Below are 25626 nucleotides of genomic sequence, written 5' to 3'. Positions count from 1 at the left end.
ATTTTTCTATGTATGCTACTTTAATGATCCTTGATAACCGAGTTTTTCAGAAATTAGGCTCGCCGCTTCTGTTACTTTTTGAATAATGAACGGCAGTCTGTCCCCTTGAAATCTCGCTTCAATTCCCGCTACGCTAATGCCTGCAACTACTTCATTTTGATGATTTACAATCGGGGCGCTCACGGATGTTGTAAAGTTTTCTAATTCAGAGGTGCTAATGGTATACCCTTTTTCTTTTGCTTCTTTTAATACATTTCTTAGTTTCTTTTGATCTGTAATTGTTCCAATACCTATTGGATTTAGCTCCGTTTGAGTAATATACTCCTCTTGTTCTTTTTCGGGTAAATGCGCCAAGATAATGCGTGAACAAGCTCCTGCATAAAGAGGTGAACGCCTTCCAATTGATGTATAGAGGCGCACTGGATGAAGCGTATCTACTTTTTCAATATACATAGCTTCATTCCCATCTCGTACAATTAAATTAACCGCTTCTTCTACTTCGTCTCGGAGCGTTTCCATTACAGGCTTTGCGATATTTCTAATATCTAAGCGATTAGCCACTAGCTGACCAAATTGCAAGAATAAAAGTCCTAGCGAATAGTATCCTTGCTCATCTTTTGTTAAAAATCCCATTTCTTCAAGCGAACCAACCATCCGGTGCAAAGAAGTTTTTGGAACGCCTGAATATTCCATCATTTCTGTGAAGGTAAGCTTAGGGTGCTTGATAAAAAGCGTGAGAACCTGCATGGATTTAACGACTGTTTTATTGTTAGCTTGCATAAAACCTTCTCCCTTATTTGTGCGAATACATGTGTTTGATAGACGTATAGCTTACTAGCTAATCATATGTTCTTTTTATTATACATGAAGAAAAAAAGGAAAGCACTCCCTTATAAGAGCACTTTCCTTTCTTACACCGTTTCTAGTTCTTTAATTGAAATAGGGTTACTTTCTAGAAATTTGGTTGTAAAATCCCCTTCTTTAAAAGAAGGATGGTTCAGTAATTCTAAATGAAAAGGAATGGTTGTATGAATGCCTATAATAATAAATTCTTCGAGCGCGCGTTTCATTCGTTGAATCGCTTCATTTCGATCTTTCCCCGTTACAATTAATTTCGCCACCATTGAATCATAAAAGGGGGAAATTTCATAGCCTGGGTAAACGGCGCTGTCTACACGAACTCCGTAGCCGCCAGGAGGTAAATACATCTCGACTTTTCCAGGAGAAGGCATAAAGTTTTTAGCCGGATTTTCTGCATTGATCCGACATTCAATTGCCCATCCCTTTAAGTGAATATCCTGCTGAGTAAATGATAGCGGGTAGCCTGCCGCTACTGAAATTTGTTCTTTAATTAAGTCAATGTTTGTTACAAGTTCTGTAACAGGGTGTTCAACTTGAATTCGCGTGTTCATTTCCATAAAGTAAAAATGCCCGTGCTTATCTAACAGAAACTCAACTGTTCCGACACCTGTATAATCAACTGCTTTAGCTGCCGAGACTGCCGCTTTGCCCATTTTAGCACGAAGGTTTTCGTCTACCGCAGGAGATGGAGCTTCTTCTACCAATTTTTGATGACGGCGTTGAATCGAACAATCTCGTTCCCCTAAATGAACCACACTCCCTTCTTCATCAGCAATGATTTGAATTTCGATGTGTTTTGGCTCTTCTAGGTACTTTTCAAGATATACGCCGCCGTTTCCAAAGGCTGTTTCTGCTTCATGCTGAGCTTGACGAATTGCTTTTTCTAGCTCTTCTTCGCTATGAGCTAAACGCATTCCTTTTCCACCCCCGCCCGCTGTAGCTTTCACAATGATTGGATAGCCTATTTCTCGTGCTACTGGAATAGCTGAGCTGCTATCTTTAATCAGCCCTTCTGTTCCAGGTACAATAGGCACGCCTGCTTGTTTCATTGTATCTCGTGCTACAGCTTTTGCTCCCATTTTACGGATGGCTTCCGCTTTTGGACCAATAAAGGTAATATCATAGGATTCACACATCTCAGCAAAATCAGCATTTTCAGCTAAAAATCCATAGCCGGGATGAATAGCGTCTGCCTTGGTTACTTGCGCTACGGTAAGCAAATTACGAATGTTTAAGTAGCTTTCTTTAGAAGACGTTTTGCCAATACAAAATGACTCATCTGCTAGCTTCACGTGAAGTGCATCTTTGTCTGCTTCTGAATAAACCGCCACGGTTGCAATACCCATCTCTTTACAAGCTCGAATGATCCGAACTGCAATCTCACCGCGGTTTGCGATTAACACTTTTTTGAACATAGTGGCTCCTCCTGACAGTATGTATACTTTAGTATGATTTTACGGTAAATAGAGGCTGTCCAAACTCAACAACATCTCCGTCCTTCACAAGAATTTCAAGCACTTCTCCTTCCATTCCTGCATCTACTTCGTTAAACAGCTTCATCGCTTCAATTACACATACAACATCTTTACGTTCAATTGTTTGTCCTACTTGAACAAAAGGATCGGCATCTGCTTCTGGCTTAGCGTAAAAGGTTCCAACCATTGGTGATAAAATTTGCTTTTCAAGATTCTCTGCTGCGTTTACAGACATAGAATCTTGAGGCGCTTGCTCAGCGGCAGCGGCTTTTACTTCCACTGTTTTTACTTCTGTAACAGCTGTGTCTTCTAAAGGAATTCCTGCTTTATCAATGACAACTTTTGTTCCTTCGTGTTCAATATGGAGCTTTTGAATACCAGATTCATTCATTAATGAAACAACTTCTTGCAATTCACGTACGTTTATCATTTCTTGTCACTCCCGTTTTGTGTTATTTAGTTGACGCAAGGTTAATAGCAATCTTCAATTCTTGAAGCAGCTGTTCTTTTTCTAAATAGATTTTTTCTGCTTCATGAAGCGAAATATGAGAAAAGTAAATGGATTCTCCAGGTTTTACTTGAGCTAAAAGCGGTAAATCTGCTGTGATGACTTGAGCGATTTTAGGATATCCTCCTGTAGTTTGACGGTCTGCTAACAGGATAATGGGATTTCCATCTGGCGGGACTTGAACAGAACCTTGTGAGACGGCTTCAGACAATAGCTCTTTTTTTTCTTGAAGCTGAAGAGAAGGTCCATCTATTCGATAGCCCATTCGATCTGATTGATTTGATACTTTAAAGGGCTCTTTCATAAAATGACTTTTGCTTTCCGCTGTAAATAAATCAAATTGACTGCCATTCATAACACGGACACTTGGTTTCTTTGTAAAATGAACAAATTCTTTATAATTTACGGACCATGAAGAAGTATATACTCCGTTTATCAGTTCATTTGAAAGAAAAGCAGGCTTTGAAGCAGCAGGAACAGATAGAGGTAAAACGTCCTCTGTTTGTAATGCTCTTCCTTTATAGCCACCAATTTCGCCTCTCAAATACGTGCTTTTACTATTTAACACTTCATCAATAGAAAATCCTCCAGCTACAGATAGATAGGAACGACAACCGGTTCTACAAGGACCAAATGCTAAAGTGCTTCCTTTTGGAATAAATAAAGGTTTCCACATAGGTACTGGCTTTCCGTTGACCGAAGGAGTTAAATCTCCCCCTGTGATCGCTACTAAACAATCGCTTTCTATTTCAAGGGTAGGCCCCATTAGCGTAACTTCAAGTCCCGCTTCTTTTTCATCGTTACCAACTAGTAAATTAGCAATTCGGAGGGAATAAGAGTCCATTGCTCCGCTTACAATCACACCGTGCTGCTGAAATCCTCTTCTTCCTAAATCTTGAATGCTCGTTAATAAGCCGGCTTTACTTACTCGCATACTCATTTCCCCTCCTCCTTTGCTTTCATTTCTTGATACTCTTCTTTAGAGATAGGTTCGAATTTCACAATATCTCCAGCCTGCAGCAAACTTGGAGGATTTTGCTCCGGCAAAAACAATTTAACGGGCGTTTGACCAATTAACTGCCATCCTCCGGGAGTGGAAATAGGGTACACTCCTGTTTGCATTCCCGCAATACCAACCGAGCCGGCAGGAATAGAGGTGCGAGGAGACGACCGGCGAGGAGTAGCAATCTTTTCAGATAACCCTCCGAGAAATGGAAATCCAGGAGCAAATCCAATCATGTACGCTAAGTATTCGCCTTCAGAATGAATACTTATTACCTCTTCAGGTGTTAAGTTATGGTGACGAGCGACATATTCAAGGTCAGGTCCATACTCTCCTCCGTAGCAAACTGGAATGGAGACCGTACGATGGTTTAACTCTTTTTCTGTCTGTTCGTTTTCTAGTTTACGTTGAATGATAGAAGACACTACTTCAAAAGGAGAAACAAATTCCTTCTTCTGCTTTTTTTCCACGGCTGCTACAACTTCAAGAGGGTTATAGAAAATTGTAAGATTTGTAAATGCCGGCACGCACTCAACAAATCCAGGGAAAGGGTTTAATTCTATCGAATCTTTACACGTTTTAATTTGTTTATGAATGTCGTACTGAATACTATCTCCAAACGTTATTACAAGCGCTGAATCACCAAGCGGAGAAATAACAGCCGATGCTTTTGTTGCAGTTTGATTCATATCTACACCTCTTTCTTTTATAAAACACCTAGTTTTTCATCTCGAATATCTGTGATAAACATATGCCCCGGAGCATGTGTAATCATAATAGAAGGTTTTGTTTCCATTGCTACTGCTTGAGGAGTTACACCACAAGCCCAAAATACGGGCACTTCCCCTTCCTTAATCGAAACAGCATCACCAAAATCCGGAGAGTGAAGGTCTTGGATCCCTATTGCAGCGGGATTTCCAATGTGAATAGGTCCTCCGTGCACAGCTGGAAAACGTGAAGTTACTTGGGCTGCCCGTACTACATCTTGCTGAGGAATTGGACGCATACTAACCACCGTTGAGCCGTGAAATATTCCTGCTTCAGCGCATGAAATATTTGTTTTATACATAGGAACATTACAATTTTCTTCAATGTGACGAACAGGTATATCGTTGTTTAAAAGCGCGTGCTCAAATGTAAAGCTGCAGCCAATAAGAAAAGCAACCATATTTTCTGTCCAGTAATCTGTGATATCGGTTACTTCTTTTACTAGTTCCCCATTTTCATAGATTCGATACTTTGGAATGTCTGTACGAATATCTCCAGATGGAGCTGCAAATTTTGGTATCGGGGATCCAGCGTCTGTGACATCTAAAAGAGGACACGATTTAGGGTTACGCTGACAGAACAATAGAAAGTCAAAAGCTTGTTGCTTTGGTAAAATAGCTAAATTAGCTTGAGCATAGCCGTTTGCCATGCCTGCTGTTGGTTGAATAAGCTGATTGTTACGGATTTGCTGACGAAGTTCAGCTGGAGTTAGTTGTGAAAGGGTTATCATGTTTCCATCTCCCATCATTGCCCGCACGCAACTTACGTGCGGGCACATTGTTTTATTTAAATAATTGAGGAAGTTGATCCATTAACGTATAGCCACCCATTAAAGCCATTACAATAACGACAAGCACACCAGAAATGGTAAGCCATAAAGGGTGTTTATACTCGCCAACGATGCTTTTTTTGTATGCAGCAACCAGTAACGTCCCAAGAGCGATCGGCAGAATTAATCCATTGATTGCTCCAACTAAAAGAAGAACTTTTACAGGTTTTCCAATTAAGACAAACGATAGAGTTGAAATAATAATAAATCCAATAATAATCCAGTTTGAGTTTTTATTAAGTTTTTCACTAAACGTTTGAATAAAGGAAACAGATGTATAAGCAGCTCCTACCACAGATGTAATAGCGGCAGACCACATAACAATACCAAAGATTTTATAACCGACGTTTCCTGCTGCGAGCTGAAACACGGATGCCGGAGGATTGGCTGGATCAATTTGTAAACCTTTAGACACAACGCCAAGTACAGCTAAAAACAAAGCGATTCGCATAACAGAAGTGATGAGAATTCCTGTTACAGAACTTTTGGTTACTTGAGGTAAAGAATCGATACCTTTTACGCCGGCATCTAAAAGACGATGTCCACCAGCAAAGGTGATATAACCACCGACTGTTCCTCCAACAAGCGTAACGATTGCAATAATGTCAATTTTGTCAGGAGCAAAAGTTTTCACTACAGCTTCTCCAACGGGAGGTGAAGTGGTAGCAGCTACATATAGCATCAGCCCAATCATGATAAAACCTGCAATTTGCGTGAAGCGATCCATTGCTTTTCCCGCTTCTTTTACAACAAAGATTAGCACGGCAATAACTGCACTAATTGCAGCTCCGGCTGTTGGAGAAATACCCGTAATCGCATTTAATCCAAGCCCGGCACCGGCAATATTTCCAATATTGAAAGCAAGTCCGCCAATAACAATTAAAATAGCGAGCACGTACCCTAATCCCGGAAATACCATGTTGGCGATTTCTTGTCCTCGTTTTTCAGAAACGGCAATAATTCTCCATACGTTGGTTTGAGCAAAGATATCAAGAATAATTGAAATTAAAATAACGAATCCGAAGCTTGCAGCTAAATTTTGTGTAAATACGGTAGTTTGAGTTAAAAATCCTGGTCCAATAGCCGATGTGGCCATTAAAAAAGCGGCTCCAAGCATTAACGTCCAGTTTACTTTAGGCGCAGCCGAAAGCTTTTGCTGAGGTGTTGATTTTTTAATTGGCTCCAATATCATCTTCCTCCTGATTATATGTAGTTTTTATTTTGAAATAGCCTTAACTACCACTTCTGATGCTCGTAAAGAACGGTTGACATGACGGGCAAATTCAAGTGCGTGAGCTCCGTCTCCATGGATGCAAATCGTATCTGCCTGCAATTCTACATCCTTGCCCTGCTGAGATTTTACCTTCCCTTCTTTCACCATTGTAATAACTTGAGAAACAGCTTCGTCATCATTTTCAATTAAAGCATTTGGTTCTGTGCGAGCAGTGAGAGAACCGTCTAACTGATAGGTACGGTCTGCAAATACTTCGTTAGCCGTTTTTAAACCAATTTTGTTACCTGCTTGAATCAGCTCACTTCCAGATAACCCAAACAAAATCAGCTCAGGATTTACGTTGTAAACAGCTTTTGCTATTGCTTCAGACAACGCTTTGTTTTTAGCAGCCATGTTATATAGTGCACCGTGAGGTTTTACATGCTGCATCGATAGCCCTTCTGCTTGCAAAAAACCGTTTAATGCCCCAATTTGATAGACCACAATATCGTAGGCTTCCTGAGGTGAAATATTCATGTTTCTGCGACCAAAACCAATAAGGTCCTGCAGACCAGGATGAGCCCCAATTTGCACTTTTTTTTCAGCGGCCAATTTTACCGTTTTTCTCATGACGCTCGGATCCCCTGCATGAAATCCACAGGCTACGTTCACAGACGTCACGTGCTCTAAAATGGATTCATCATTGCCAATACGATAAGCACCAAAGCTTTCCCCTAAATCACAGTTTAAATCTACTTTACTCAATGCATTCTTCCCCCTTAACCCCTTTAATGTAAGCGTAATCATTTGCAGATAGTAAATAAAATTCAATCTTTATTATCTGCATCAATACTTTAAGTTCCGTTTTTCGGAACCACAGTACCGTTTTTCAGTTATATTTGGATTTTAGCACGAGATGATGAATTGAACAACAACATTGTCAGAATATTTGACATAGTCATTATTTTCACTTGGATAATAATCCCTTATTTTATTGCTATCTTCTATCTATTGCCTTAATATAACGCAGCCGCTCAATGTCATTAGACGCAGTAAACAAACAGGTTGTCAGAAAAATTACTAGTTCAAAATAATCAAAATGAAATTTTCGTTGTAATCGTTTTCAAATAGGTGCTATATTTCAATTGTAGTCAATTTATGCAAACGATTGCAAAAAAAGGGGATGAAACGATGAAAGGTAAAAAATGGACAGCTTTAGCTCTAACACTGCCGCTGGCTGCTAGCTTATCAACAGGTGTTCACGCCGAAACCGTACATAAAGGTAAAGCTCCAACAGCAGATAAAAACGGTGTCTTTTATGAGGTGTATGTAAACTCTTTTTACGATGCAAATAAAGATGGACATGGTGATTTAAAAGGTCTTACACAAAAGCTGGACTATTTAAATGACGGAAATTCTCATACAAAGAATGATCTTCAAGTAAACGGGATTTGGATGATGCCAGTCAACCCTTCTCCTAGCTATCATAAATATGATGTAACGGACTATTATAACATTGATCCGCAGTACGGAAATCTGCAAGATTTTCGCAAGCTGATGAAAGAAGCAGACAAACGAGACGTCAAAGTCATTATGGACCTTGTTGTGAATCATACGAGCAGCGAACACCCTTGGTTTCAAGCTGCGTTGAAAGATAAAAACAGCAAGTACAGAGATTACTATATTTGGGCTGATAAAAATACCGACTTGAATGAAAAAGGATCTTGGGGACAACAAGTATGGCATAAAGCTCCAAACGGAGAGTATTTTTACGGAACGTTCTGGGAAGGAATGCCTGACTTAAATTACGATAACCCTGAAGTAAGAAAAGAAATGATTAACGTCGGAAAGTTTTGGCTAAAGCAAGGCGTTGACGGGTTCCGCTTAGATGCTGCCCTCCATATCTTTAAAGGTCAAACACCTGAAGGCGCTAAGAAAAATCTCCTGTGGTGGAATGAGTTTAGAGATGCAATGAAAAAAGAAAACCCTAACGTATATCTAACGGGTGAAGTATGGGATCAGCCGGAAGTAGTAGCCCCTTACTATCAATCGCTTGATTCTTTATTTAACTTTGATTTAGCAGGGAAAATTGTCAACTCTGTAAAAGCAGGAAATGATCAAGGAATTGCCACTGCAGCAGCGGCAACGGATGAGCTTTTTAAATCATACAATCCAAATAAAATTGACGGCATTTTCTTAACCAACCATGACCAAAACCGCGTCATGAGTGAGCTGAGCGGCGATGTGAACAAAGCAAAATCAGCTGCTTCTATATTACTTACGCTTCCTGGAAATCCGTATATTTATTACGGTGAAGAAATTGGCATGACTGGTGAAAAGCCTGATGAGTTAATCCGTGAACCGTTCCGCTGGTACGAAGGAAACGGACTTGGACAAACTAGCTGGGAAACACCTGTATACAATAAAGGCGGCAACGGTGTGTCTGTAGAAGCACAAACCAAACAAAAGGACTCTTTGTTAAATCATTACCGTGAAATGATTCGCGTGCGCCAGCAGCATGAAGAGTTAGTAAAAGGAACGCTTCAATCTATTTCAGTAGACAGTAAAGAAGTTGTTGCTTATAGCCGCACATATAAAGGCAACTCCATTAGTGTGTATCACAATATTTCAAATCAACCTGTAAAAGTATCTGTAGCAGCGAAAGGTAAATTGATTTTTGCTAGTGAAAAAGGTGCTAAGAAAGTCAAAAATCAGCTTGTGATTCCGGCGAATACAACGGTTTTGATAAAATAATAGAAAACACCTTCAAGTGATTACCTGGTAATCACTTGAAGGTGTTTTTTCATAAAAAGTTAGCATGAGAACATCATCAGAAATTAGTGTAAACATAATTTCTACTGCTAATCTAATTAGTTCATAAATCTTCATAAATAATCTCTTTCTTTTCTTTATCATGAGGAAAAGGCAACGCAACATACATCGTTATCTTTTCTTTCTCACTTTCTGCCCATATTTCTCCTTGATGAAGTTCAACAATTCGTTTGGCAATGGAAAGACCAATGCCCGATCCTGCCACTTCGCTAGAACGTGCTTTATCCATTCGATAAAACTTATCAAACAGATGGCTTAATTCCTCAGAAGCAATTTGATCAGTTGTATTAGAAATACGTGCAATGACTTGTTTTTCGTTAGTATAGAGGACTATCTCAATATCTCCACTTTCATGACTGTATTTTTCAGCATTCGAAAGTAAATTATCGAAAACGCGAATCATTTTCTCAATATCTATGGAGATAAAAACAGCCTTATCAGGAATCTCTACTTTTACGGAAAGCCCACGATTTTCAAACATAGGGGTATACTCTCCTACAAGCTGATATAGGACTCCACCTAAGTCAACTTCTTGAAATTGCATGTCTACGTCAGGTAAAGACAACTTTGTATATTCGAATAGTTCATCCAATAAATTTTTCAATTTGAATGAAATGCCGTAGGTAGTCTGAATGTATCTTTCCAGCTCCTCACTATTTTTATACTGTTTATCTTTCACGAGTGTCAGATATCCAATAATGGAGGTCAGTGGAGTTCGTAAATCATGCGAGAGATTCGTAATTAATTCATTTTTTGCTTGTTCAACTTTACGTTCTTTTTCAAACCTTTTCCGCATTTGTTGTGTCATCCAATTGATGTTTTTAGCTAAGAATGACAGTTCATTTTTACCTTTCACGGGAATGGAATACGTCCAATCTTTGTTCACAATCCTGTTGATTCCTTCTTCAATCTGCTTAATGTACCGTGTAATAGGCCTTGTCCATAATAAAAACAAGACAAAAAAGATGAGCACACTACCTCCAAGTCCCATATAGACTTGATAAATATATCTATTCGGACTGAAAATAGGATCAAAAGAAGGTCCCTCAATAATGAGGTATCCGATATCATCTTGAAGTGAAAGGAGCGATATAAAAGAAGAATAATGTGCATTAAATGATTGATTACCCGTAGATTCAGCTGCAAGCTTTTGTTTGAGTAAATACTTTATATTGGTACTTTTTATTTTTTTGTTATTTGAATGAAAAAGAACGTCTCCTTTGGCATTTGCTACTAAGAACCCTAAATTAGGATGAGCATCCGTTATAGGATTTAGCATTGAAGCAATGTTATCTATATCATCTAAGCTCATGCGCTTCTCTTCCAAGGAATGAGTGAGTTGGGCAAGGAGCTTTCTAATGGTCTCTTCCTCTTTTTGTTGCTCTATTTGTTGGTTACGAATATCCCCAAATTGAGGATTGATAAAGATAAAAAGAAAAAAGCTAAAAATAGATATGACCAAGGAGAGAATAAAGATAAGGAATAACTTTGTGTTCAAATTGACTGATGGGCGTCCAATCTTATCTGCATTATTTTTTGTTTTCATGCTTTATAGCCTACGCCCCATACTGTCTGAATATAGATTGGTTTTTTAGGATTCTCTTCTATCTTGTCTCTGATTTTTGTCATATGGACCATAATCGTATTATCCGACTTATAAAAGGGTTCTTTCCATACAGTTTCATAAATCTGTTGAATACTAAATACTTGTCCTTGATGCTGAAGTAACAAAGAGAGAATTTGAAATTCTTTAGGAGTTAGACGCACCTCCCGATCTCTTACAAACACTTCATTTGTTCTTCCATCTACTTTTAAGTCTCCCTTTTCTAAGAAGTTGGAAGAAACCTCTCTTTCAGGGGGCATATAGTATCGACGAAGTTGAGATTTTACACGCGCCATCAGTTCTAATGGGTTAAAGGGCTTTGTAACATAGTCTTCTGCTCCACTGGCCAGACCATGAATTTTATCCATGTCTTCTGATTTAGCTGATAAAAAAATAATGGGCATGGTATATTCTTCTCTGATTTTCAAGCAAGTATCTATCCCATTCATCCCTGGCATCATCACATCTAGAATAATCAGGTCAATTTTTTGTTTTTTTAACATATCCATAGCTGTTGCAGCATCCGGTACATCTACTACTTGATATCCTTCATTTTTTAAATAAATGGACATAAGATTTCTGATTTCGTCTTCATCGTCCACAATAAGGATGGTTCTTTCTGACATGTTTCTTCACTCTTTCTATTCTTAAATTCAATATAAACTAGAGAACAGGAGTAGGATTAGTTATTACATACGAATACATAAGCTGGTGGAACATTTCTATACACTTTTTCATACTGAATCGTAGTAAAAAAGGATTCAAAGAAAGAGCGTTTTACTTTCGAATATTGGAATGTAATGAATTTGCCTTCTGGTCCCAGCAAAGATCCTGTCTCATTTAAAATCTGTGTAGAAATAGTTCCAGGTAAGCTTGTAAAAGGCAATCCAGATACGATATAGTCTACTTTTTCAATGCCATATTGTTTTAAATAGTCACTTATATTCTCAGCAGAGTCATGAATAATGTACACATTCTCGATATGTCCATATTTCTTCTCTAATATGTTATAGAATGTTTCATTGGCTTCTATCGCTAAGAAAATGGTGTCTTTCCGTTTATTTTGAACAATTTCTTCTGTAAATACGCCTGTTCCTGGACCATATTCAATGATACACGTTATTTCCTCAAATGGTATAGGCTTCATCATTTTCTTAGCTAATGATTTAGAGCTCGGCATAATAGCTCCAACTGCACGCGGGTGTCTCATATATTCTTGAATGAAATGCATGGCATTCATCTATTTCTCCTCGTTTCTTCAGGTGATAGGTTATAAACAGTAGTTTAATGCTAAAATCTTAATACGATACGAGGAAAAACCTTAACAATTCTTAAGAAATACTTATGAAAAGATAACTTTTATAAAGAATCTAAAAATAAGCGTGATATGCTGTTCTTAAGAACGGGATACCATTGGCTCTTTTCTTTTAAGAACTAACGGTACCCCTTTTTTGATTTTATAACTGTTAACATAAAACATTTTATCGGAAATCTAAATATAAAAATAAAGCCTCTTCTAGAAGTAGAGGCTTATTAAGCTTACCTTTAAAACTGTATACATTAAATCTGATTAGGTTTTAGAACCTTTGCATAAATACAGGTGTCTCTCAAGTCTAACCCAGTAGCTGATACATCATCATTTTCTAAAATACCTTCTAGCCTAAACCCTAGTCTTTCAGGTATAGCACGACTTTTAATATTACTTGAGTCACATTTAATTTCTAACCTTTTGGCCCCTAATTCTTTTAGAGCAAAATTCATAATTCCTTCAACAGCTTCAGTCATGTATCCTTTCTTACTAAAGCGAGAATTAATCCAGTAACCAATTTCAAATTTAGGAACATTCCAATTTATACGATGTAAACCAGAAGATCCAACGAAGTCACCCGTCTCTTTGAGAAAAATTAAAAGCCTTAAGTCTTCTCTTTGTAAAAACTCTGTATGAGATTTTCGAATACTTATTTCTGCTTCTTCTACGGTTTGCTTATTTTTAGCAAAAGGCAGCCATGGTTTTAATTCTTCAATAGATTCATTTATTGCTTGAGATACAACTTTTCCATCCCCAGGAAGAGGCAGTCTTATAAAGAGCCTTTCAGTATAAAACTTCGTAGGGAAATCTAATAACAGTGGATTCACTTAAACACTCCCCAACTTTTCTTCATTTATTAAAATAAGTCTATATTATTAATAAAAAAATGCAAAGAAAGCATATATATGATGTGCATTGCTAGTTTACATAGTCACAGTTATCCGTAGAAAAAGTACTTGAATTAATTCAAGTACTTTACAAATAGAATCTTATCTTGATTTGGTTTATTCCCCTGTTCAATTTCAAAACCCATTTTAGTATGATAAGCAATTGAAGCTTTATTCACAGGAGAAGTCACACAGCGAACAATATTGCGGCCATTTTGTTTAATTACATCGAAAAATTGATTATATAATTGTTTCCCAATACCTTTTCCCCTGTACTCCGGATCGATTCCAACAAAGTGAATATATGCTTCATTCGAGTAGGATTGAGATAAGAATCCAATTAAAAAACCTATGATTTTACCTTCTTCTTCAACAATAAAGCTAGTATTTTTAAAATGATCAAAAAAAAGCTTTGGCAACAAGTCAGACATTTGTCTTCCATTCCACCAATCGTTAATTAACGGAGATATTATATAATAATCTGATCCTTTCACTAAACGAATTGTCATTGTGATCTCTCCCTAATTTATTTATGAATTCACTTAAATTGATGCTATCACAGGAAGAAAATGTTATGTTGTTCTTTCTCTTTTTTTTTAATAAATTCCAATGTGAAAAGTGAATAGAATATACAAAATCAGTTTACATAATGTTTTTTTATGGGCAGCAATAAAGAGCTTGGATCAATTGATCCAAGCTCTTTACCAGTTATACCAAATAAAAATTCCGACTATAATTAAAGGCACACAGGCCATTAAGACTCCATAAAGCGAGAACTCGAATTTCTCTGGGTTACCCATATAAGATCTTATCCCTGCTCTATCTAGGCTAGGCTTTTCAATTTCCGATTCCTCTTTCTCTTTATCAGACATACTAATCCACTCCTCCATCAGGAAATAAAATTCCAGTTAAAATAATTACTAATCTAGAAATCATGTATTCTATACATATTTTTAATGTTGTAAGCAACTTTTTATAACTGTCCGGCTACTGATAACAGTAAAATTAAAAGAATCACAAATACTAATAAAATTGAGCCTCCTATTATTAGCAAAGTCTTTTTGGTGTTTAAGTTGTAAGCTTTTCGTAGGAATAATCCAAGAAAAGTTATCGCTAAAAACATGGACCAAAACCCTAGCCACTCTAGATGTATATATTCTAAAATTGAAAAATTAAATATAAATGGCATAAAAAGAAATTCGTGCAAAAAAAGAAATGTAAAAAATATAAATAAAAAAAGGTATGTAACAGATGACAAGCTTTTAAACAAGTTTATTTCCTCTTTCCTAAACAACATTAGAAGTTATATAAACTAGATAATATTGCTTTATTATTTCTCTTCCTTTCTAATTAATTTTACCATAAAAGGTATTTAGAGGTAATTTATTAGTGTATATACCGTGCATTTTTAGTTACCATAATCCATATTACAGGAACCAAAAAGCTGAAAGAGCCCAATAGTTGGTCTTTCAGCTTTTACTTTTATTAATTAAGTTAACCTCCAAGGAACGTAACATATAAATACCATTTCTTCTAATTCTGGTCGTACAGTAGCTTCTTCATGAAAAAAATAGCCATGTTTATATACTAAGCCTATCCTTTTCTCGCTTAAAAAATTAAGTATTCCATCTGCTTCTTTATTTCTCCAAAGTTGTAATTCCTCATTTTTTAAATAATTGACCATTAAATTATTAGAAATATCTTCTTCAGAAAATAAAATAACTGTATCCGAACTTTCGTTAAATAGATCAAGAGTGAATTGTTCCTCATCATACTTAGTTAAGTTTTTATAAAAGTATTTAATAGTTCGAATCTCTTCTGATACAAAAGGTGTGTAATCCTTTTCGTCTTTCACATAAGAATAGTTTAACTCTTTAAATCCCTTCTTTTGAAGGTTTCTTTCGCATAACAGTTTTTGTATTTTACTGTGGCCCTCAATAGGCTTCAAAATATAAAAATAGTGACCTTTATTATTCAAAAACGAGAATAGCTTATTTTTGTTAATTAGATATCTATTTATTAGTCGCATTGCCTCAATGTTATTATCAAATTTGTAGTCCCACTTATAAGCCCCCACGTTGGATACAGGTTCATATTTAGCTAAAAACCATTTATTATTTGCAATCATCTCTACATTTCCCTTTACAAGCTTTATATTTCGCCATCTAAATAGACTAAATGACAGGTTTATTCTCTTTTAATTATATATCAAAACTGAGTTAGAAAACTTGAATATTCTATACATTTCTAGTTAACATAATCACTATTTCCGGAAGACAACACAAAAAAGAACCCTTGTCGCAGAACGGTTCCGCCGAGGGTTCTTTTTCCGGAGTATGCAGCTTTTTATACATCCTTGATAGACCAACGTTTTTTCAGTAAGCGATTAGTGAAAGAATGTATAAAAAGTGCACCTTTTATTCATATGCTTGTACGGTAAAATATAGTCTATATGGAGACTGAACCCCAAAAAGAATTGATATTTAACATAAGTTTCATTAAAAGAAATACTTACTCATGCCATTTTTAAATATAGGTAGGGTCTTAGTCACTAGCTCTTCTGGTGAAATAGGTCTTCCATCCTTATTCCATGAGTATGTAGCTCCGTATATACTCCAACTCAGTATAGTAGATAGGGTCGTTACCAATTGTTTGTCCTCTAATACAATAGTATTTTTAGTGCCTTTTAGCACAAGATCAGCTATTAGCTTTTGTAACTCTTCTTTAATTTTACTTTCTATAATAGTTCCTAAAGAATTGTAACCTTTAGGACATAAGTCACTTAACTCTTTATGGTGATCACACATGGCTAGAAAAACATTTGCAATGACTTCTTCATTGAATCCCCCGTGACCATTCAGTCCTTTTTTCAATTTGTCTGTAAAAGTATTCGTGATAGTGGAATGTAATAAATCAAATTTATCGTCAAAGTGCGCATAAAATGTAGCGCGGTTAATAGTAGCCTTTTCAGTGATATCACGTACCGTTATATTGTTGAAATCTTTTTCACTAGCTAACGAGATAAAAGAGTCTACAATCAATTGTCTTGTACGAAGTATTCTCGGATCTTTTTTTTGCATAATCAGTTTTTTCTTCTCCTTTTTAGGCTACACAATGGTGTTTAAAAACGACAATTCAATAGAAGTGTTGTGTAAACAACATATTAGCCATTTTGGTGGTTGTTAATAGTTCTTTTTCATCTTATCATCAATTATACAACGCGCGTTGCTTAAATAACACATGTTTTTGTGGAAGGTTTTCGATCAAGTAAATTGTTGTGATCATTCAGAATCACACCCAAAAGATTGAAAATGCGATTGGTTCTTAATAAATAAAGTAGTACCTATCGTAACAAATGAACTCTCTTAGAAAAAAGAATTAGCTAAGAAGTTATGGAGGGAATTATATTATGAAAAATATTGTAATTGTTGGGGCAGGACCAGGATTAGGAATGTCTATTGCGAAGAAGTTCGGAAAAAACGGATTTCGTGTAGCGCTTATAGCCCGTAATGAAGAAAAGTTGAATCAACTGGTTATTGAACTAGAACAATTAGGCATTGAAGCAGCATCATTTCAAGCTGATATATTAAATAAAGACCAAATTAGTTTAGCTTTCGCAACGATCAAAGAGAAATACGGATTTATTGACGTGGTTGAATACAGTCCAACTCCAAGTATCGATACAGTAACAAACGCATTAGATGTAACAGAAGAAAATGCGCTATACCAATTTCAATTCAACGTTTTAGGTGCGATATCGAGCATTCGAGAAGTGCTTCCGGATATGTTGGATAAACAAAGTGGAGCTCTGTTATTTACGACAGGTGGAGCCGCAGTCAATCCAGTACCAATGATGGGCAATGTCGGAATTGCAGTTTCCGGTCTTCGTAATTATATCTTCAATTTGAATAGTGAATTAAAGGACAAAGGTATTTATGCAGGGCACATTTCGATTGGAATCTGGATGCAGCCGAATTCGGGAGTTCAAGACAAAATCGCCGACATTTGGTACGACATGTACACCAAAAGAGATCGAGTCGAAGAATTTATTACGGGAGATAAAGTATGAATCGGGTAGATTAAAAATCAATCATCTCGGGTATAAATCTGGCATCGATCACCAAAAAGGTAGCCGTTTTTGATGTGAGAAACGGCTACGCTGATCCAGGAACAGAAATGGGTGGATTAACCCCAACTCTACATGTAGAGTTGGGGTTAATCCGTTTTTATATGTCCGTACATGTATTTTATTTGCTATGATAATTACTTTAACGTCTTGTAATAGAATTTAATATATCGTTCGCAAAAGAATACCTTTACGAACGATTAGTTTGTATAAAAAAATTATTATTCTCAGCGTTCGTTTAAATTCGAAAACAGTTTACGAACGTTCTTTAAAATACATGTAGTTTTACGAACGTTTATAACAAGGTAATAGCTTGAAAAGTCTACTTCCTATAATCAAACTTATGGTGCGACAAGAAGTCGCTTTCTTACAGTGTAGCTAATGCTACTCATCTAGACGCAAAGATGATCTCCATCCGAAACGGCATTCTTGGTAACGAGTCTGTCGGTTGCATGAGGAAATGCGGAAACAGAGGACAAATGCATGGTCCAGAATACTGCTAGGAGATGATAGGTATGGTAAACGAAAGTGAAGGTTTGTAAGCTTCGTCAAGATTAGCTCAAGATAATGCATAGACTAGCTTGGGTCTTGGCAAGAGGAAAAATAGAATCATAAGGCTATTCTGATGCGTCCCGCACCTTGCCCGGAGTAAAGAACCTACCTAACCCCATCGAATCTGAAGGAAGTGAAACTTGGTAAGCCCTATGTCATCTGCACTAGCAGTAGGATGACTGCAAAGTCAAACGATGTGGCAGAGGGTATGGGATACGAGAAAAAGCGAAAGCCGTTACTCTGAAAAGGGACAGGAAAGCAGAAACATTGTATAACTGGACGGATACTGTCGTCTTTATGGACAATGACAGGCTCGAAAGAGCGCCTACTTCTCGTTGGTCTTCAACACGAAAATAAATTTGTGGCTATCTTCTAACGAAAAGGAGCGTGCTGTTATGAATACCTCTCCGCGAGCGTCGGCGCACGTCTCGCATAAAGATTGGTACTCTATTGATTGGAGTATTATACAAAAATATGTAACGAAGTTACGACAAAGAATTTATCGTGCCGAACAACAAAATCAGCAAAGAAAAGTAAGGAAGCTACAACGCTTACTCCTTCGGAGTAAAGCAAATCTACTGCTTTCTATTCGCAGAGTAACACAACAAAATAACGGTAAGCGAACACCTGGTGTAGACGGCTATATAGCCTCAAAACCAAGCGAACGTATCAAACTTTATCACCAATTAGTCAAATGTAATGTATTTCGACACTGTCCAAAGCCAGCAAAAAGAACGTTTATCCCGAAGAAAAACGGAAAGCTAAGACCCCTGGGCATCCCTACGATACGAGATCGAGTTTATCAAAACGTAGTCAAGAATGCACTCGAACCGCAATGGGAGGTCAAGTTTGAACCTACTTCCTACGGTTTTCGTCCTAAACGAAGCACACACGATGCGATAAGTAATCTTTTTAATAAGCTCAACACAAACAGTAAGAAGAAGTGGGTATTTGAGGGAGATTTTCTAGGATGCTTTGACCATCTTAATCATAAGTGGATAATTGAACAAACATCTATGTTTCCAGGAAACACTCTCATCAAAAGATGGCTTAAAATGGGCTACATAGAGCAGGATATGCTTCGTGCGACAACAGAAGGAACCCCTCAAGGGGGGATCGCGTCTCCCCTTCTAGCTAATATCGCTTTATGCGGTATGGAAGAAGAGATTGGTATTGTTTATAAAAAGACATACAAACCAAACGGAGGATATAAAATCGACCCCAAATGTAAGATAGGACGTGTTCTCTACGCAGATGACTTCGTCATCGTAACGGAAACGAAGGAAAGCGCGGAAAGCATGTATCGAAACCTCGCTCCTTACTTACAAAAACGAGGAATTACACTTAGTATGGATAAAACTAGGGTTACACATATTGAGGACGGGTTTGATTTTCTTGGCTTCTCGCTGCGTCAATATAATACGGGACAAGGAAAGAAATTATTTATCAAACCTAGCAGAGACAGCATTAAAAAGGCTAAAAACAAGATAAAGGATACGTTCTCTGTGATGAGAGGACGACCAGTAAAAGAAATAATACGTGTTTTAAACCCGATTATTCGTGGCTACGGACAGTATTGGAAACATGTCGTATCCAAAAAGACTTACAGCTACATGGACAATTATATTTTCCTAAAAGTGAGAAAGCATTTGAAACAATTGCATCCAAAGAAGTCGAGAAAATGGATTAGCCAGCGTTATTTTAAGAAGCCCCACCACGGTGGGAATAATAAATGGATTCTCACATGTCCAGTTACTAACATTCAATTGTTAAAGATGTCCTGGATTAAGATAGAACGGCATGTCATGGTAGCCTATAAAAACAGCCCAGATGATCCAAGTCTAAGAGAGTATTGGGAAAAAAGAGACCGTAAGGTCTTTAATAGCGAAAATACTTTAGATAGGATGAAACTCGCAAGAAAACAAGGATATCGTTGTGCGTTGTGTAAACAAACTCTACAAAATGGAGAAAAAGTTACAGTACGAAACCTAGAGGTTTCTACAGGTAAATTTGCTAAATTAGTACATGTACCGTGTATTAGATAAGTTGTTCGGATAAAAAGAAGGCTTGAGCCGTATGACGGGAAATCTGTCACGTACGGTTCTTAGGGGGGCGGGCGCTTGTGAGAGTGCCTGCCTACCCGACTTAACTCGAAAAGAAGAAGCCTGTATCTAAGGAGATACAGGCTTCTTCCCATACTGTTTAAGAATTTGTTTATTTGCCCTTGTTTAGGCCCTTTCGTTACGTATATCGGTTCATAACCAAAGTGCCTTGTGTGAGATACAAATATCTACTTTCAATTTGAGGCAATACGTTTGTTGAAGTCGCTGTTAATTCTTTCAAAACTAATCAGTCCCTTCATAAATTAAGTATTTACCTTCTCACAACAACCAACAATAATATTAGCGCTGTACTATATGTGTACCACATGTTTTAAAGCTAAAACGTTAATTCAACAGATTTTTTATAGGTTTCTCCTTCATATACTAATTAAAGAATCAAACAGATGATAGTAGTGAATTTCATTTCATATTAAAACCTGTTTATTCCCTATCAAAAAGGGAGTTTCCAGCAATCCCTGGATTAGTCATTTCAAAAGGATTTAAAATAAGATCCAATTCTTCTTCTGTTAAAACATCATACCTTAAGCATAATTCACGTACGGATTCACCTTTTAGTATTGCTTCTCGTGCGATTCTAGCAGTCACTTCATATCCAATATGAGGATTAATAGCCGTAATAATACCTACACTTTTCTCTACGTATTCTTTTAAATGTTCTTCATTCGCCTCAATCCCTTGCAGGCAATAATCCGTAAATGTTTGAAAAGCATTATTCATGATGCTAATGGATTGAAGTAAATTAAAAACAAGAACAGGTTCCATGACATTAAGCTCAAGTTGACCTGCTTCAGAAGCTAAGCAAATTGTATGATCATTACCGATAACTTGAAAGGCAACCTGATTAATCATCTCTGGCATGACAGGGTTAACTTTTCCAGGCATAATCGAAGATCCTGGCTGACGAGCTGGCAAAGTGATTTCTGCTAGGCCTGCACGAGGCCCAGATGCCATTAGACGTAAGTCATTCGCTATTTTCGACATATTTACCATACAAATCTTTAATGCTGCAGAAACTTCTGTATAAGCATCTGTATTTTGAGTCGCGTCTACAAGATGATTGGCCTTCTTAAGTGGTAAACCACTGATATTTGCTAGATATCTTACAACATTTTCGATATAACGTGGATCTGCATTTAAACCCGTTCCAACTGCAGTTGCTCCCATATTAACCTCATATAAATGTCCATAGGATTGCTTAATACGTTTCATATCGCGCTCAAGAACACGACTATATGATTCAAATTCTTGACCAAGACGGATTGGAACCGCATCCTGTAGGTGAGTGCGTCCCATCTTTATAATAGAATCAAATTGTTCTGCCTTTTTCTGAAATACATTGTGCATATAATTCATTGTTTTCAGTAACTTATTTAACAGATTAAGCGTTGCAATATGGATAGCAGTTGGGAATACGTCGTTTGTTGATTGTGACATGTTTACATGACTATTAGGGCTTAAATCGGAATAAGAACCTTTCTTGTGACCAAGTAACTCTAAAGCTCTATTTGCAATAACCTCATTTGCATTCATATTCATTGAGGTCCCCGCACCACCCTGTATTGGATCAACAATAAATTGATTGTTTCTTTTCCCTTCAATAACCTCGTCTGCTGCTTCAATAATTGCATTACCCAACCCATCATATAACCTTTTTGTTTCCATATTAGCAAGAGCAGCAGCCTTTTTAACGATTCCTAATGCTTTAATAAGCTCTGGGTGAATTTGATATCCTGTTATTGGAAAGTTTTCAACTGCACGTAAAGTTTGAATCCCATAATAAGCATAAGTAGGAACTTCTTTTGTTCCTAGGAAATCTTTTTCAATTCTTACATTTTGTTTTTCTGGTATTTCTATATTTGTCATAACATTGATCTCCTTCTTTACATAAAAAGAAATTTTTTTATGCTACGTCCGATTTTCTAATAGAATCTGTATAATGCTTTGCTTTTTCTTTGTCGAATCCGCCTTCCCACTTAGACATCACAATAGCAGCTAATGCGTTACCTACTACGTTGACAGATGTACGAAGCATATCTAAAATACGATCAATACCAGCAATGAATGCCATACCTTCTAGAGGTAATCCCATTGATCCCAGTGTTGTTAATACAACAACAAATGAGGCTCCCGCAACTCCTGCCATTCCCTTAGAAGTCAACATCAACACAAGTAAAAGTGTAATTTGTTCTACGAAAGATAAATGAATGCCATACATTTGTGCAATAAAAAGGGCAGCAATGGCTTGGTAAATGGATGATCCATCAAGGTTAAAGGTATATCCTGTCGGAATAACAAATGATGTGACAGCTTTCGGACAACCAAAGTTCTCCATTTTAGTCATTAACCTTGGCAATACTGCTTCAGAGCTTGCGGTTGTAAACGCTAAAATTAACTCATCTTTTAAGATTTTTATAAGGACTAAAACATTAGTTCCAGCCATCTTTGCAATAATACCTAATACTACAAAAACAAAGAAAATCATGGTCAGATATATAACGAGTACTAACTTTCCTAAAGGAATCAATGAACCGATTCCAAACTTCGCCACATTCAAACCAATTAAAGCAAATACGCCAAATGGAGCAAATTTCATTACCAAATTTGTCATCCAAAACATGGATTCTAATACACCCTCAAAGAAATTCAAAACAGGTTTACCCTTTTCTCCAATTGCTGCAACTCCTAAGCCAAATAAGACTGAGAAAAAGATAATCGCTAATAAATTCCCCTCACTTAGAGATTGAAAGATATTAGTTGGGATAATATGAACGATTTGATCTCCTATTCCTGTACTCTCCGTTGTTTTAGATGTTTCTTCATATTTGGATATATCACCTTTCTCAAGGTTCCCCATATCTATACCAGTACCTGGATGAAATATATTTGCAGCTAATAAACCAATAGCAAGTGCAATTGTGGTAACGATTTCAAAATAAAGAATCGTTTTTCCACCTAGCTTGCCGAGCTTTTTAATATCACCTACGCCAGCTATAGATACGATGAGTGCGGATACAACGATAGGAATGACAATCATTTTAATGAGGTGAAGAAAAATATCCCCTAAAGGTTGAAGTATGGCCATCGCTGTACTATTTCCATAAAAAACAGCACCTACCGCAACCCCAAACGCAAGACCAATAAAAATCTGTGTAGCTAATCCGAATTTTTTCATGATGTAACCCCTTTCATTTCCTATTACATTAAAACAAGATATTCATTTTTTGTTGTAATGTAAGGTTAAGCCTAGTCTATAATATCGTCTACAAAATACAACAGAAATCTACGGAAACACACAAAAGATAAATAAAGTATTTATAAGATTTAATATTTTTTTGGACTATGCATAGCCAACTTTTACGTCATAGTTGCAAGGTGTTCCAAGATGGAAGAGACGTGTATAAGTGGGCATGTTACCCCCTCTCTTAGACATATCAAGTTTATTAGAACAAGCAAACTACAAAAAAACGAAGTGAATCGGTTTTCTATACACAGTGCTAACTTGAAAATGATCGTATCTATGTGTGAGAGGTTAGATTTTTTACCTCCTTCTGTATATTAATCTATAAAAATAACTAAACTAATAGCATGTTCCCCTATTTCAATAAATTTGAAAATCCTTTGCTACTTATAGCAAAGGACTCTTTTTTGCTTATTAATATTCATTAAAATATTCTTGTATTTTTTTAGGATCTTTTGTTTTAGTTAGAGCAAGCATTAAGAGAATACGCGCTTTCTGAGGATTCAACGAATCAGACGTGACAAACTTATTTTTATCATCTGAAGCTTCATGAGTCACAGTCCCATTACCAGCACGGCTAGATCTAGTAATGATTACCCCCTTTTTAACAGCATCTTTAGCTCCTGATAAAGCTGCATCAGACATTGACCCATTTCCGGATCCTGCTACTACTATTCCTTTTGCCCCTGCTTTTACAGCAGCATCATAAAGGTATCTATTATCATTTTGGTATGTATAAAGAATGTCTACTTGAGGAAGTTTATCAAGTTTTGAAACATTAAAAATTGATTTTGTCGTATGTTTACGAGTGGGTTCATTATAAAACAATACCTTACCCCCAGCAACTTCTCCAACATATCCTTGTTCAGGAGATTTAAACGTATCTGTTGCTGTTGTATTTGTTTTTGTTATGTAGCGAGCTGCACCAATTCGGTCATTCAGAGTTACTAAAACCCCTTTATTTTGGGCTTCTTTACTAGAAGCAATCTCCACTGCATTGTATAAGTTTAACGGACCGTCTGCGCTTATAGCCGTAGCTGGTCTCATTGAACCAACAATAACAACAGGTTTTTCACTTTTTACTACAAGATTTAGAAAGTAGGCCGTCTCTTCCAAAGTGTCTGTTCCATGTGTCACTACAATTCCATCAACATCCTTAGATGCTAATAAAGTATTAATTCGTTTTGCTAACTTTAATAAAGTTGAATTATCCATATTTTCACTTCCGATATTTGCAATCTGTTCTCCACTAACATCTGCTAGTTTTTTCATCTGAGGAACAGCCTTTATTAACGTTTCAACACCAAGAGCTCCTGCCTTATATCCAGTTGTAGCTGTATCACTATCAGAAGAACCTGCAATTGTACCACCAGTAGCTAAAATTTTTATATTAGGCAAATCTTTTTTTTCCGAATGGTTTACGACTGTTTTGGCATTATTGGTTGTTGCATCAGCAGATAGGCCAATTCCTGAAAATAATAATGCAGCAGATAAAATGGTTATTCCTAAGTTTTTTTTTAGTTTCATAGTTAGTTGTCTCCTTTATGTAGAAAATTTGTAAGTAATATAATACTAATAATATGGAATCAATTTTTTCTCTATAGTTAGTTGTCCATTAGAAATTCCTCCATCAGAGTATAATTAATAAAAATATAGATACAATTAAGCGTTTTCATTTTCTTCTAACAAGAACATAGCTTTAATCTATAATAGGAACTACATAATCATACAGAAAACAACAAAAAAATTATAAATTTCTAAAATCAAATTTGATAATTTATGTAAAATAGAGTGAGAAAATCATTAAAAGTTTAACAAAATGAGGTTAAGTGAGCTAATTGATGTTCGTTTTACATAAAATAATTTCACCTTCACTTTTTGTGGTAATCTAATAAAAGTCAACTAGAAAAGAATGATCAACATGGAAGAAAAACAGCAGCAAGAAATAGATCTTGATAAAGTGTATGACTATGCTGAATTTCCGGATAAGGTCAGTGGAAGATGCTACAACTGCAATTCATCTTACCTCAAAAGTTCTGTAAAAGGCGGCGTTTTCTTACGTGAATGCCGAGAATGTGGCATGAAGAAGAGTATCTAAGTATAGAGGATTATATAGTAAAAGGAGAAGGGTTTTTACCCTTCTCCTTTTTATGTAAATGTAGTTGTGTTTACTTATCTTTATCTATGGAGGATGGAAGCATCCATGCGATGAAATTAGCTCAGCTCCTGATATATGGATAGTAGAAACCCTCCTTGTTATCATTAAAAATCATTTAAGATTTCGCCAGAAAAAATTATA

The 25626-nt window shown here is 36.6% G+C and carries 23 protein-coding genes; 4 read left to right on the top strand and 19 right to left on the bottom strand.

What is annotated here, in order from left to right:
* Positions 1 to 15: 15 nt before the first annotated feature.
* The 8 genes from MMB69_RS12305 to pxpA form a co-directional block, all read right to left on the bottom strand.
* On the bottom strand, positions 16 to 780 hold the full coding sequence (locus MMB69_RS12305; RefSeq protein WP_221783374.1) for an IclR family transcriptional regulator: 765 nt from the start codon (positions 778 to 780) through the stop codon (positions 16 to 18).
* Between the two features lie 131 nt (positions 781 to 911).
* Positions 912 to 2276: an acetyl-CoA carboxylase biotin carboxylase subunit gene (gene accC, locus MMB69_RS12300; protein WP_221783375.1), complete on the bottom strand. Its 1365-nt coding sequence runs from the start codon at positions 2274 to 2276 to the stop codon at positions 912 to 914.
* 28 nt (positions 2277 to 2304) lie between these two features.
* Positions 2305 to 2766 carry an acetyl-CoA carboxylase biotin carboxyl carrier protein gene (gene accB, locus MMB69_RS12295; RefSeq protein WP_221783377.1) on the bottom strand — a complete coding sequence of 154 codons (462 nt, stop codon included), beginning with the start codon at positions 2764 to 2766 and terminating at the stop codon, positions 2305 to 2307.
* A gap of 22 nt (positions 2767 to 2788) precedes the next feature.
* The gene (locus MMB69_RS12290) at positions 2789 to 3784 is read right to left on the bottom strand and encodes a 5-oxoprolinase subunit C family protein (protein ID WP_277447795.1); all 996 of its coding nucleotides are present in this window, start codon (positions 3782 to 3784) and stop codon (positions 2789 to 2791) included.
* A complete protein-coding gene (gene pxpB, locus MMB69_RS12285) occupies positions 3781 to 4536 on the bottom strand; it encodes a 5-oxoprolinase subunit PxpB (RefSeq protein ID WP_277447794.1) in 756 nt (251 codons plus the stop codon). Before pxpB ends, MMB69_RS12290 begins: the two co-directional genes overlap by 4 nt.
* A 17-nt stretch (positions 4537 to 4553) precedes the next feature.
* Positions 4554 to 5345, bottom strand: coding sequence for a putative hydro-lyase (locus MMB69_RS12280; RefSeq protein WP_277447793.1), 792 nt, complete (start codon positions 5343 to 5345; stop codon positions 4554 to 4556).
* A gap of 52 nt (positions 5346 to 5397) precedes the next feature.
* Entirely contained in the window at positions 5398 to 6636 is a 1239-nt protein-coding gene (locus MMB69_RS12275; RefSeq protein WP_277447792.1) for an NRAMP family divalent metal transporter, read from the bottom strand.
* A 24-nt stretch (positions 6637 to 6660) separates the two neighbouring features.
* Positions 6661 to 7422, bottom strand: coding sequence for a 5-oxoprolinase subunit PxpA (gene pxpA, locus MMB69_RS12270; RefSeq protein ID WP_277447791.1), 762 nt, complete (start codon positions 7420 to 7422; stop codon positions 6661 to 6663).
* A 393-nt stretch (positions 7423 to 7815) separates the two neighbouring features.
* Here pxpA and MMB69_RS12265 point away from each other — a divergent pair, with 393 nt between their 5' ends.
* Positions 7816 to 9411: an alpha-amylase family glycosyl hydrolase gene (locus MMB69_RS12265; protein ID WP_346843251.1), complete on the top strand. Its 1596-nt coding sequence runs from the start codon at positions 7816 to 7818 to the stop codon at positions 9409 to 9411.
* Positions 9412 to 9532: 121 nt separating this feature from the next.
* Here the strand turns inward: MMB69_RS12265 and MMB69_RS12260 are convergent, their stop codons facing one another.
* The 8 genes from MMB69_RS12260 to MMB69_RS12225 form a co-directional block, all read right to left on the bottom strand.
* Positions 9533 to 11035 (bottom strand): sensor histidine kinase, encoded by a 1503-nt coding sequence (locus MMB69_RS12260; protein WP_277447789.1) that lies wholly within the window; start codon positions 11033 to 11035, stop codon positions 9533 to 9535.
* Positions 11032 to 11718 (bottom strand): response regulator transcription factor, encoded by a 687-nt coding sequence (locus tag MMB69_RS12255; RefSeq protein WP_277447788.1) that lies wholly within the window; start codon positions 11716 to 11718, stop codon positions 11032 to 11034. The genes MMB69_RS12260 and MMB69_RS12255 overlap by 4 nt, the downstream gene beginning before the upstream one ends.
* A gap of 56 nt (positions 11719 to 11774) precedes the next feature.
* Positions 11775 to 12332, bottom strand: a complete 558-nt coding sequence (locus MMB69_RS12250) for a class I SAM-dependent methyltransferase (RefSeq protein ID WP_221783392.1) — start codon at positions 12330 to 12332, stop codon at positions 11775 to 11777.
* 320 nt (positions 12333 to 12652) lie between these two features.
* Positions 12653 to 13228, bottom strand: coding sequence for a GNAT family N-acetyltransferase (locus tag MMB69_RS12245; RefSeq protein WP_221783394.1), 576 nt, complete (start codon positions 13226 to 13228; stop codon positions 12653 to 12655).
* A 134-nt stretch (positions 13229 to 13362) separates the two neighbouring features.
* Positions 13363 to 13797, bottom strand: coding sequence for a GNAT family N-acetyltransferase (locus MMB69_RS12240; protein WP_221783396.1), 435 nt, complete (start codon positions 13795 to 13797; stop codon positions 13363 to 13365).
* Between the two features lie 192 nt (positions 13798 to 13989).
* On the bottom strand, positions 13990 to 14160 hold the full coding sequence (locus MMB69_RS12235; protein WP_157862161.1) for a hypothetical protein: 171 nt from the start codon (positions 14158 to 14160) through the stop codon (positions 13990 to 13992).
* Positions 14161 to 14777: 617 nt separating this feature from the next.
* A complete protein-coding gene (locus MMB69_RS12230) occupies positions 14778 to 15416 on the bottom strand; it encodes a hypothetical protein (RefSeq protein ID WP_221812808.1) in 639 nt (212 codons plus the stop codon).
* A 370-nt stretch (positions 15417 to 15786) separates the two neighbouring features.
* Positions 15787 to 16368, bottom strand: coding sequence for a TetR/AcrR family transcriptional regulator (locus MMB69_RS12225; protein WP_221783398.1), 582 nt, complete (start codon positions 16366 to 16368; stop codon positions 15787 to 15789).
* 329 nt (positions 16369 to 16697) lie between these two features.
* Here MMB69_RS12225 and MMB69_RS12220 point away from each other — a divergent pair, with 329 nt between their 5' ends.
* Positions 16698 to 17357 carry an SDR family NAD(P)-dependent oxidoreductase gene (locus MMB69_RS12220; protein WP_221780054.1) on the top strand — a complete coding sequence of 220 codons (660 nt, stop codon included), beginning with the start codon at positions 16698 to 16700 and terminating at the stop codon, positions 17355 to 17357.
* A gap of 1004 nt (positions 17358 to 18361) precedes the next feature.
* On the top strand, positions 18362 to 20011 hold the full coding sequence (gene ltrA / locus MMB69_RS12215; protein WP_277447787.1) for a group II intron reverse transcriptase/maturase: 1650 nt from the start codon (positions 18362 to 18364) through the stop codon (positions 20009 to 20011).
* A gap of 498 nt (positions 20012 to 20509) precedes the next feature.
* On the opposite strand, the gene aspA is transcribed toward ltrA, so the two are convergent.
* The 3 genes from aspA to MMB69_RS12200 form a co-directional block, all read right to left on the bottom strand.
* Positions 20510 to 21952, bottom strand: coding sequence for an aspartate ammonia-lyase (aspA, locus tag MMB69_RS12210; protein ID WP_221785106.1), 1443 nt, complete (start codon positions 21950 to 21952; stop codon positions 20510 to 20512).
* A 37-nt stretch (positions 21953 to 21989) separates the two neighbouring features.
* Positions 21990 to 23261: a cation:dicarboxylate symporter family transporter gene (locus MMB69_RS12205; RefSeq protein ID WP_221785105.1), complete on the bottom strand. Its 1272-nt coding sequence runs from the start codon at positions 23259 to 23261 to the stop codon at positions 21990 to 21992.
* Positions 23262 to 23741: 480 nt separating this feature from the next.
* Positions 23742 to 24854: a type II asparaginase gene (locus MMB69_RS12200; protein ID WP_221785104.1), complete on the bottom strand. Its 1113-nt coding sequence runs from the start codon at positions 24852 to 24854 to the stop codon at positions 23742 to 23744.
* A gap of 394 nt (positions 24855 to 25248) precedes the next feature.
* Here MMB69_RS12200 and MMB69_RS12195 point away from each other — a divergent pair, with 394 nt between their 5' ends.
* Positions 25249 to 25425 (top strand): DUF8096 family protein, encoded by a 177-nt coding sequence (locus MMB69_RS12195; RefSeq protein WP_221785103.1) that lies wholly within the window; start codon positions 25249 to 25251, stop codon positions 25423 to 25425.
* Positions 25426 to 25626 lie beyond the last annotated feature (201 nt).

The organism is Priestia sp. P5, assembly GCF_029522155.1.
In the GTDB taxonomy this organism is placed as follows: Bacteria; Bacillota; Bacilli; order Bacillales; family Bacillaceae_H; genus Priestia; species Priestia megaterium_E.
Note: the sequence above shows the minus strand (reverse complement) of the source record. Positions and strands in the feature narration are given on the sequence as shown.